The 8,779-nt window shown below is 37.4% G+C and carries 8 protein-coding genes and 1 other RNA gene; all 9 read right to left on the reverse strand.

Going from position 1 to position 8,779, the window contains the following annotated elements; genetic code table 11:
- The coding region (locus tag N3D17_07280) for a hypothetical protein (protein MCX8083170.1) at positions 1-1,746 on the reverse strand (1,746 nt) is incomplete at its 3' end.
- An 89-nt stretch (positions 1,747-1,835) separates the two neighbouring features.
- Positions 1,836-2,837 carry a Xaa-Pro peptidase family protein gene (locus tag N3D17_07285; protein ID MCX8083171.1) on the reverse strand — a complete coding sequence of 334 codons (1,002 nt, stop codon included), beginning with the start codon at positions 2,835-2,837 and terminating at the stop codon, positions 1,836-1,838.
- Positions 2,834-3,748 carry an ornithine carbamoyltransferase gene (gene argF, locus N3D17_07290; GenBank protein ID MCX8083172.1) on the reverse strand — a complete coding sequence of 305 codons (915 nt, stop codon included), beginning with the start codon at positions 3,746-3,748 and terminating at the stop codon, positions 2,834-2,836. Before argF ends, N3D17_07285 begins: the two co-directional genes overlap by 4 nt.
- Complete coding sequence (locus N3D17_07295) at positions 3,745-4,935, reverse strand: aspartate aminotransferase family protein (protein MCX8083173.1); 1,191 nt, start codon at positions 4,933-4,935, stop codon at positions 3,745-3,747. Before N3D17_07295 ends, argF begins: the two co-directional genes overlap by 4 nt.
- Positions 4,936-4,939: 4 nt before the next feature.
- Complete coding sequence (argB, locus tag N3D17_07300) at positions 4,940-5,812, reverse strand: acetylglutamate kinase (GenBank protein MCX8083174.1); 873 nt, start codon at positions 5,810-5,812, stop codon at positions 4,940-4,942.
- 73 nt (positions 5,813-5,885) lie between these two features.
- Complete coding sequence (locus N3D17_07305) at positions 5,886-6,767, reverse strand: phosphoribosylaminoimidazolesuccinocarboxamide synthase (GenBank protein ID MCX8083175.1); 882 nt, start codon at positions 6,765-6,767, stop codon at positions 5,886-5,888.
- Positions 6,767-7,156 (reverse strand): 6-carboxytetrahydropterin synthase QueD, encoded by a 390-nt coding sequence (gene queD / locus N3D17_07310; protein MCX8083176.1) that lies wholly within the window; start codon positions 7,154-7,156, stop codon positions 6,767-6,769. The genes N3D17_07305 and queD overlap by 1 nt, the downstream gene beginning before the upstream one ends.
- Positions 7,153-8,265, reverse strand: coding sequence for an N-acetylmuramoyl-L-alanine amidase (locus N3D17_07315; GenBank protein MCX8083177.1), 1,113 nt, complete (start codon positions 8,263-8,265; stop codon positions 7,153-7,155). The genes queD and N3D17_07315 overlap by 4 nt, the downstream gene beginning before the upstream one ends.
- Positions 8,266-8,536: 271 nt before the next feature.
- Positions 8,537-8,779: a transfer-messenger RNA gene (gene ssrA, locus N3D17_07320) on the reverse strand; the annotation flags it as partial.

The raw sequence follows: 8,779 nt of genomic DNA on the forward strand, positions 1-8,779 counted from the left end.
AAGTTTAAAATAGACCTTCCCATTTGTCACTAAAGCACCTTTTATCTCCGGGGTTGTATTAGAACCTGCAATATTAATTATTGAAGGAGTTCCAGGTAAACCCCTATTATATATAAGTCCTTTTACATTTATATTCCCTATGTCTGGACCAAGGTCAATCTGCGAAGTACCTTTTTCTGAATATGCCGCTATTGCTATTCGTTTTTCACAAAATATATTTCTATTTGGAGATACAAAAATGTAAACATTTCCCTCTGAAGAATAAGCAACGATACCTGCTTGTTGATTACTACCAATAGTTAAAGAATTTACCTGGAGAGGTGAAACAGGAGCAGAGATACTACCGATATTACCTTTTGTATTTATAAAAACCCCTGATTTATAATTACTGCTTGAAGCATTTACAGAAATATAAGAAGGGGCATTAGTATTTACATTCCCCTGTATCTCATCCAGTATCAGCGCACCATTTATTGTTCCTCCTATATTTACAGAACTAGCCCTCCTAACTACAAAGTCCCCTGTCACAGTATTGCTGAGAGTTACCCCGCCTGTAACATAAAATATGGATTGCTTGTTTGTGTCTGTTGTAATTGGCTGATTAATCTGAAGGTTTCCCCCTACTTCCACACGATAATTTATAGTAAGATTATTATTATCTATTGTTAAGTTCCCTACTATCCTGAATGGTTGCGTTATGATTAGATTTGAATGATTGAACCTGGCATTTCCATTTCCTCCCTCTCCGAGTACTGAAAAAGAGTAATCTATACGGGTGTTGGTAAAGGTATATTCATTCGCTGCACTGCTATAACTAATCCCATTAACAACACCGTTAGGATGTCCTAAAACAGTGTCGTTGTAAGTTGTATCATCGTTTGCATAAGCGTATACCTTATCTACTGGATAACCAACAGGATGAATAAAATACACAGCAGGTGTAACTGTCCCAGAAGGCAAACCCTGTCTGAATATCTCTGTGTCTGGCTTTGTAAAATTGTCAAAATATGAAGGAACTTCTATACTTGGAATTTTTGTCAGTGTATACTGGCTTGTTGCTGCAAAATTGAGGTTTATTGTGTTATAAGTGAATATATTCCCTGTTATCTGTGGTTTGTTTCCTGTCCCAGTAGCACACTCTACTTCTCTCGCATATATGGTGTGTTTATTAAATGCTTCAGGGATACCCCAGGTTGCCACACCGGTAATTAATCCATATCCATCCCAGTCGGAAAGAAATCTGCCTGTATTGTTATTATGACTTGCGTTCCCATCACCACTATTACCACGCAACTTCACACTTACAGTTGCATCTCTTCCTTTATAATATCCTGTAGCGGTGATTATATCCTCATTTGTTTGGTTGCTGTCTGTAAAGGTCACAACACACCTTCCCTGAGGTATAAAAGAGGGGTTATAGTTAAGTGGTTCCATATTTGTCCATGTATCACTTCCTGTATAATCCGACCCCTGAAAGTATTTATAATCTGGGTTATATGCACAGGAAGGCAGTTGTGTACAGGGATAGTTATGGTAAGAATACCCTTTATAGTTCATCCAGTATAGGGTATCCTGTATTCCTGCTAATGCTATCTGGAGTGCTGTGTTTTTGTCCTTATAGAAGTGAGCCCTTCTTATGGCTGTGGTGGAGGAAATTACAACCGCTACAATCAGTGCGGCAAAGATAACCAGCATTGCCAGCACCATTATCATCGCAACGCCTTCTCTCTTCTTTTTGTCTTTCATCCTCCCTCCTTATTATTATACCATAAGCAATAAGGATAAGCAATGTTAACTTCTGCTTTCCATTGCCACTTCAGAGAAAAGGGGATTTTCTATAAAATAACCATTTCCTCAAGCCGGATACCTCCTTCTCCGGGAATATATATTCCTGGTTCCACAGTAAAGACACAGCCATCTTTAATTACATCTTTACTACCCGGTGCAAGAACAGGTAATTCATGTACATCTATTCCTACACCATGCCCAAGTCCATGTACAAAATATCTATCAATGTTTCTTTTTTTCAAAAGGGCTAATGCATAATTATATATCTCTTCTCCTGTTTTACCAGTATTTATAAACTCTTTAACACACTCAAGGATATCTTTTAGTATCTTAAAATAGTCCATAAACTTGTTATATTGTGTCCCACCGGGGAAAAATGTTCTTGTTAAATCACTTTTATATCCGTTATAGTCAACTCCAGCATCCACTATCAGAGGTTTACCTTTTTCTATCTTTTTGTTTCTGTTCTTATGGTGAGGGTATGCAGAGTGGGTTCCTGAGGCAACTATGGGTTCAAATGCTTCCCTCCTGCCACCATATCTTCTGATGAGATAATGGATGTGTCCTGATAACATTGTTTCCGTAAGCCCTTCTTCTACACAATTTTTTATTTCATTAAACACCATTTTATTTATCGTTAATGCTTTTTTTATAAATGTTATCTCTTCCTCATCTTTTGTCATCCTTATCTCTTTTATAAAGTCCTTTAAAGGGATAACTTTGTTTGAATGTGAGACCAGATTGTAATAAGCAAGGGAAATCTCTGTTTCTACAACTCCTATTTTTTTATACCTTTTTAAAAATTTCCCAAACTCTTCCTTTTTATGTAAAACTATTTCCATCTTAAAATGGGCTATATCCACAACTTCCTGATAGTAAATACCTGAAACAAAAAGGATAATATTTTGTGGGTCAACAATCAAAGTTCCTTCTATATCAAGAAGTCCTGTTAGATAGAATATATTGGAGGGACTTTTAATAAGGATAACAGGTATATTTTTTTTATCTAAGAGTTCTCTTACCCTTTCTATCCTTTTTTTATAGTTCATTCTATAAGGTTCTGGTATAAAAAGTGTAGGAGTGCTTTCTGGCAATGGAGACGATTCTCTGCCTGCTGGTAAACAATAGAGTGTTCACTGTCTATCACATCATCTGTTACCTCCCAGCCCCTGTGTGCAGGAAGACAGTGCATAAATATAAAATTCTTTTTTGCATCTTTGAGAAGGTTCTTGTTCACTTGATATCGTTCAAATATTCTCTTTCTTTCCCCTGTCTCTTTTTCATCGCCCATACTTACCCATGTATCAGTATATATCACATCTGCATCTGAAATAAACTTAAGAGGGTCTCTGTCAACTTTAACAAGTCCTCTATTCTTTACGATAGAAAGAATATTATCTGATGGTTGATAGTCATCAGGGGAAGCAACCATAATGTTAACACCGAGGATATCCGCTAAAATTATAAGAGAATTACAGACATTGTTTCCATCTCCTATATAAAGAATCTTTATTCCTTCAAGGGTTCCTTCTTTCTCATAGATAGTGAAGTAGTCAGATAATGCCTGACAGGGATGTAAAAAATCAGTCAGAGCATTTATTACAGGAAACGAAAACCATTTCGCATACTCTTCTACCTCTTCCTGCTCATATGTTCTTATCACCAGCCCATCAAGATACCTTGAGAGTACACAGGCAGTATCCTTAACTGTTTCTCCTCTGGATGTCTGTATAGTATTTCCTGCAAGATAGATTGCTCTTCCACCAAGTTCATATATAGCCAGTTCAAAAGATACCCGTGTTCTCGTTGATGGTTTATTAAAGATAAGTCCTATTGTTCTATCTTTCAGTATAGAATAAGATTCTTTTTTGCGAGATGTTTTGTACCACTTTGTAAGGTCAAATATCTTATAGACATCTACTTCTGTAAGTTCCCCTCCTGTTATGAAATCCTTTATCATCTTTTGCTCCCGAGAGACCTTCCAAGTATCTCTAACCCTTCCTCTATTTCGTTTTTATTTACTGTGATAGCAGGCATAATCCGTATTATATTTCCTTGGGTACAGTTTATAAGTAGTCCATTTTCAGCACAGGTAGAAACGAGCCATGAGCCCTCACCTTCCAACTCCATCGCCAGCATAAGACCAATCCCTTTTATCTTTTTAATTACAGGATATTTATCCTTAAGGTGAAGTAGTTTCTGATATAGATATTTACCCATATCATTCACATTTTTCAGAAGATTTTTTTTCTCTATCGTCTCTATTACAGCAAGACAACTTGCACAGGCAAGAGGTCCTCCACCAAATGTTGATGCATGGGTTCCAGGTACCATAAGGTCTGCAATATATTTTTTTGCTATCATCGCACCAACAGGGAATCCACCACCCATTGTTTTTGCAAGTGTCATAATGTCCGGTGTTATATCAAAGTTCTGGTATGCAAAAAGTTTACCGGTTCTTCCAAAACCGGTCTGCACCTCGTCAAATATAAGTAGTATATCTTTTTCATCACAGAGGGTTCTTACTTTTTCAAGATAGTCCTTTTCCGCAACATTTATCCCACCTTCACCCTGAATGGGTTCTATAATAATACCTGCTGTTTCTTCGTCTACTGAGGACTTTAATGCATCAAAATCATTAAACGGGACATAAGAGAAACCAGCGGGTAATGGTTCAAATGGTTTGCTGTACTTTGGCTGCCCTGTCATCGTTACTGTGGCGAGAGTCCTCCCATGGAAAGAGTTTTCCATAGAGATTATTTTATATTTTCCTTTTCCTTTCCCGTAGAGCCGTGTGAGTTTGATTGCTGCTTCATTGGCTTCTGCCCCACTATTACAGAAGAATACCTTACCTCCAAACGAGAGTTCAGATAACTTTCTGGCAAGATTTCCCTGCCAGGGATGATAATGATTATTCGCTATATGGATGAGTTTTTCTGCCTGACTTTTTATTGCTTCAACAACAGAAGGGTAGCAGTGTCCAAGTCCTGAAACACCCCATCCAGGGAAAAAGTCAAGATACTTCTTCCCTTCTATATCCCAGAGATAACTCCCGTACCCCTTTACAAAAACAATTCCACTCCTCGTATAAGACCCTATAACATAATTCTGATAGTTTTGTAGGGCCTCTTCCTTTTTTATCTTCATCTTACTATTCAAGGATTTCTGTCCCTACCCCTAAATCTGTAAAGACCTCCAGAATAATAGAATTAGGGATGCTCCCGTTTATTATATGAACCTTTTTAACTCCTTTGCTAATAGCAGAGACACCCGCTTTAACTTTCGGTAACATTCCACCTTTAATAACATTCTGTTCTATAAGGTCTTCCGCTTCATTAATATGTAGAACAGATATCAGGGTATCAGGGTTCTCAGGATTTCTCATTACTCCTGCAACATCAGTGATAAAGATAAGTTTTTCTGCTTTAAGTGCTTCCGCTACAGCAAAGGCAACAGAGTCCCCATTAACATTGTATAAATTCCCATCTTCTCCTGATATTAAAGGTGCCATAACCAGAACTCTGTTTTCTTCAAGTTTGCTGTTTATATATTCTGGTTTAATCTCAGCAACCTGCCCTACAAAACCGAGGTCTATTACCTCCGCTCCTTTTTGATAATGTATTTTTTTTGCTGTTATAAATCCCTCTTCTGGTAAAAGATTATCTGCCTTAACATCTAATTTTTCCTTCAGATGTTTTACTATACTATCTCTTACTTCAAAAAGCACATCCTTTACTATCTGGAGGGTTTCTTTATCTGTTACCCTTAATCCATCTATAAAGAGCGGTTTCTTTCCTCTTTTTTCAATCTCTTCGGTTATAAAGGGACCTCCTCCACAGACCACAATCACTTTAATTCCTACAACTTCAAGGAATGCGATATTTTTCATTATATTTTCTGCTACATTTGGTATCCTTAAAATACTTCCACCTACCTTAATAACAAATATATTATCCCTGTACTGCTTTATATAAGGATATGCCTCTATCAAAATCTCTGCTTTTTTTATTATTCCCTCTTCCACTTTTTCACTCCTTGTTAAATATAATAATTGCCTATTCTATCACAATTCTGGTTTTTAGTGAATAGCAGGATGACTACCTTACGAGAATCTCATATATCTGTCTGTATTTATTCACTGTCATCTGAACAACATCATCAGGTAATGATGGTGGTGTAGAGTTTCTGTCCCAGTCAGTTGAAAGAAGATAGTCCCTTATATATTGTTTATCTAAACTGTCCTGAGATGTTCCAGGTTTGTATTTCTCTCTTTCCCAGAAACGGGAAGAGTCAGGAGTAAAGACCTCATCTATAAGAATAACTTTCCCATTATCAATCCCAAACTCAAACTTCGTATCTGCAATAATAATCCCTTTGTTTTCAGCATAGATAGATGCTTTTTTATAAAGTGCAATAGATTTTTCTTTAAGTAGATGGGCAATCTCTTCTCCCACTCTTTCTGCCATCTCTGAAAAGTCAATGTTTATGTCATGCTTGCCTTTTTCTTCTTTTGTAGCAGGTGTAAAGATGGGTTCAGGCAGCTTCTCTGATTCTTTCAGGCCTGGAGGCAGCCCTATCCCGCATACCTTCCCTGTTTCTCTGTATTCCTTCCATCCACTACCTGCAAGGTATCCCCTCACCACACACTCAATAGGAACTTTTTTTACCTTTTTTACAATAACAGACCTATCTTTAAGAAATGAATATTGTTTAAATACAGCAGGGAAATTTTCAAATCTGTGTTCTACAATGTGGTTATCTATGATATCCTTAAGATAATCAAACCAGAAGATGGACATCTGTGTAAGGATTATTCCTTTTTCAGGTACAGGTGTGGGAAGAATATAGTCAAAAGCGGAAATTCTGTCTGTTGCTACCATAAGCATATTTCCCTCATCAATATCAAAAAGTTCTCTTACCTTACCTGAATAAAGTTTATTTACTCCAGAAATCTCAATGTCATAAATAGGCCTTTCCATTATCCCTCCTTTTTTGAATATGATGCTGACTGTTTAGCATTTTCCCATACAGTTATTTTTTTTACTTTTACGGAATAATCTTTCAGTGCTTCTGTCATTTTCTCGTATATATAAAGGCAGATGTTTTCAGATGTAGGGTTTCTCTTTCTGAAAAAGGGTATGGCATTTAAGTCCCTGTGGTCTAAAATACCTAAAACATCTTTTAATTTATTCTTCAAAAGACAGAAGTCAATAAGTAAACCATCCTTATCAAGATTCTCACCACTAACACAAACCTCCACTTTCCAGTTATGTCCGTGAATCCTTTCACATTTACCTTTATAATTTCTAAGGTGATGTGCAGAAGAGAAGAAGTCCCAGACCCTTATTTCATATGTTCCTTTTCTCATATTATATCTCTGAATTTAAGATAGTCAAGTAGTCCCTTTGCCAGTGCTTCAGCGATTGCCTGTCTTACTTCAGCATCTTTAAGATTCCATTCTACATTAGGATTACATATGAATCCTATCTCAGTTAAAATAGCAGGCATAGGGGTATATCTCAAGACATAAAATCCTCTTCTTTTAGTTCCTCTATCAGGTGTAAGCAACCTTTCAGCAAGTCGTTCCTGAACGAAGTCCGCTAATATCCTGCTTTCATCTACTGCACTTGTAGTATTGAGGTCCTCAAGTATTTGTAACAGGGGCGATTCCCTTTCAGTACCTTCGTCCAGTATCTCTGTGTTGTTAGAAGATGGAAGAAAAACAATATCTTCCTTTACCCCTGAATAGTATGTTTCAAAACCATCTGCGTCAGGTCTTCTTTCTCTTGAGGAGTTTGTATGGATACTGAAAAATACATCTGCATTTATATCCTTTGCCATCTGGACCCTCTCCATAAGAGAAACATCAATATCGTCTTCCCTCGTCATATAGATTTTGACTCCAGGATTTTTTCTTAACTCTTTATTAAGATACTCTTTTATCCTTTTTGCAATATCCAGATTTACTGCTTTTTCTTTTAGTCCATAATAACCAACCGCTCCATCATCTTTTCCACCATGCCCTGGGTCTATAAGTACAATGAAATCTCTGTCTCTAATTTTTTTAACTACCTGTTCTTCCTTCAAAGAATTGGTTTTTGACACCTTAGGTGCTATGCTGATACCAGAAAGGATACTGTTGAAGTCATCTACAGGGATAAGAACTTCTCCTTCAACCTCTTTAACAGGAACGCCTAAATATTCTACTTTTTTATCAATAATGACCTGGTTACTGTTGACTTTAAATTTTATCTCTATATCCTGGTGTTTTATAAAAATTCTGTCTTCTACCCTACCCCAGGAGTCCTCACCTCCGATGATTTTCAATAAACTCTTAAGGGATATATAAGATGTATTTTCTATAAGATATGTAGGTATCTTTCTCTCTTTTATCTCTTCGCGGATATTAAGGGCAAAACAAAAGGAAGGAATAAAAATTATAAAAAATATTACTTTTATTATTTTTTTTTTAAACATCATCCCCTTTTCTTTCCTTTTTCCCTTTATCTCACCTTAATCCTCTCTCTGGATGGAGAGATGGTCTGTGTGATGATATAGTGGAGGCGGCGGGTACTGCCCCCGCGTCCTCGCTTCGCTCTTCAGGAGGGGGTTCTTCCCCCTTCCTGATATAGTCCTCCCCCCACTACGAAATACGCAGGGGACAGTATTTTCCCCTGCACCCCTTTGCTGTCCGCGGGCAGGACTTCTAAACTCCATAAATGTCAAACAAACTTACCTATATCTATCCTCGTGGAGGCGGCGGGTACTGCCCCCGCGTCCAGAAAGGGTATTGATAAGGTATCTACCTGTGTAGTCCAGAGTTTTCTTCTTAAGAAGGTATCCATCTCCAGACCCCGTATACCTTCCGCAACCTTTTTGTTAATCCCTTTCAGGGAAAAAGATTAACCCTGAAAAGAATTCCCTGTTTACCGGCCTGTTCCACAAGAAGCAGGGAACTCCTTTATGGACAGGTGACTGCATTATTATGCAG

Source organism: bacterium (genome assembly GCA_026414725.1).
In the GTDB taxonomy this organism is placed as follows: Bacteria; Ratteibacteria; UBA8468; order B48-G9; family JAFGKM01; genus JAAYXZ01.

What these genes read in the sequence shown, in the direction of transcription:
- N3D17_07285 (MCX8083171.1), bottom strand. Translation starts at nt 2,837, where the DNA reads ATGAACTATAAAAAAAGGATAGAAAGGGTAAGAGAACTCTTAGATAAA.
- argF (MCX8083172.1), bottom strand. Translation starts at nt 3,748, where the DNA reads ATGATAAAGGATTTCATAACAGGAGGGGAACTTACAGAAGTAGATGTC.
- N3D17_07295 (MCX8083173.1), bottom strand. Translation starts at nt 4,935, where the DNA reads ATGAAGATAAAAAAGGAAGAGGCCCTACAAAACTATCAGAATTATGTT.
- N3D17_07305 (MCX8083175.1), bottom strand. Translation starts at nt 6,767, where the DNA reads ATGGAAAGGCCTATTTATGACATTGAGATTTCTGGAGTAAATAAACTT.
- queD (MCX8083176.1), bottom strand. Translation starts at nt 7,156, where the DNA reads ATGAGAAAAGGAACATATGAAATAAGGGTCTGGGACTTCTTCTCTTCT.
- N3D17_07315 (MCX8083177.1), bottom strand. Translation starts at nt 8,265, where the DNA reads ATGTTTAAAAAAAAAATAATAAAAGTAATATTTTTTATAATTTTTATT.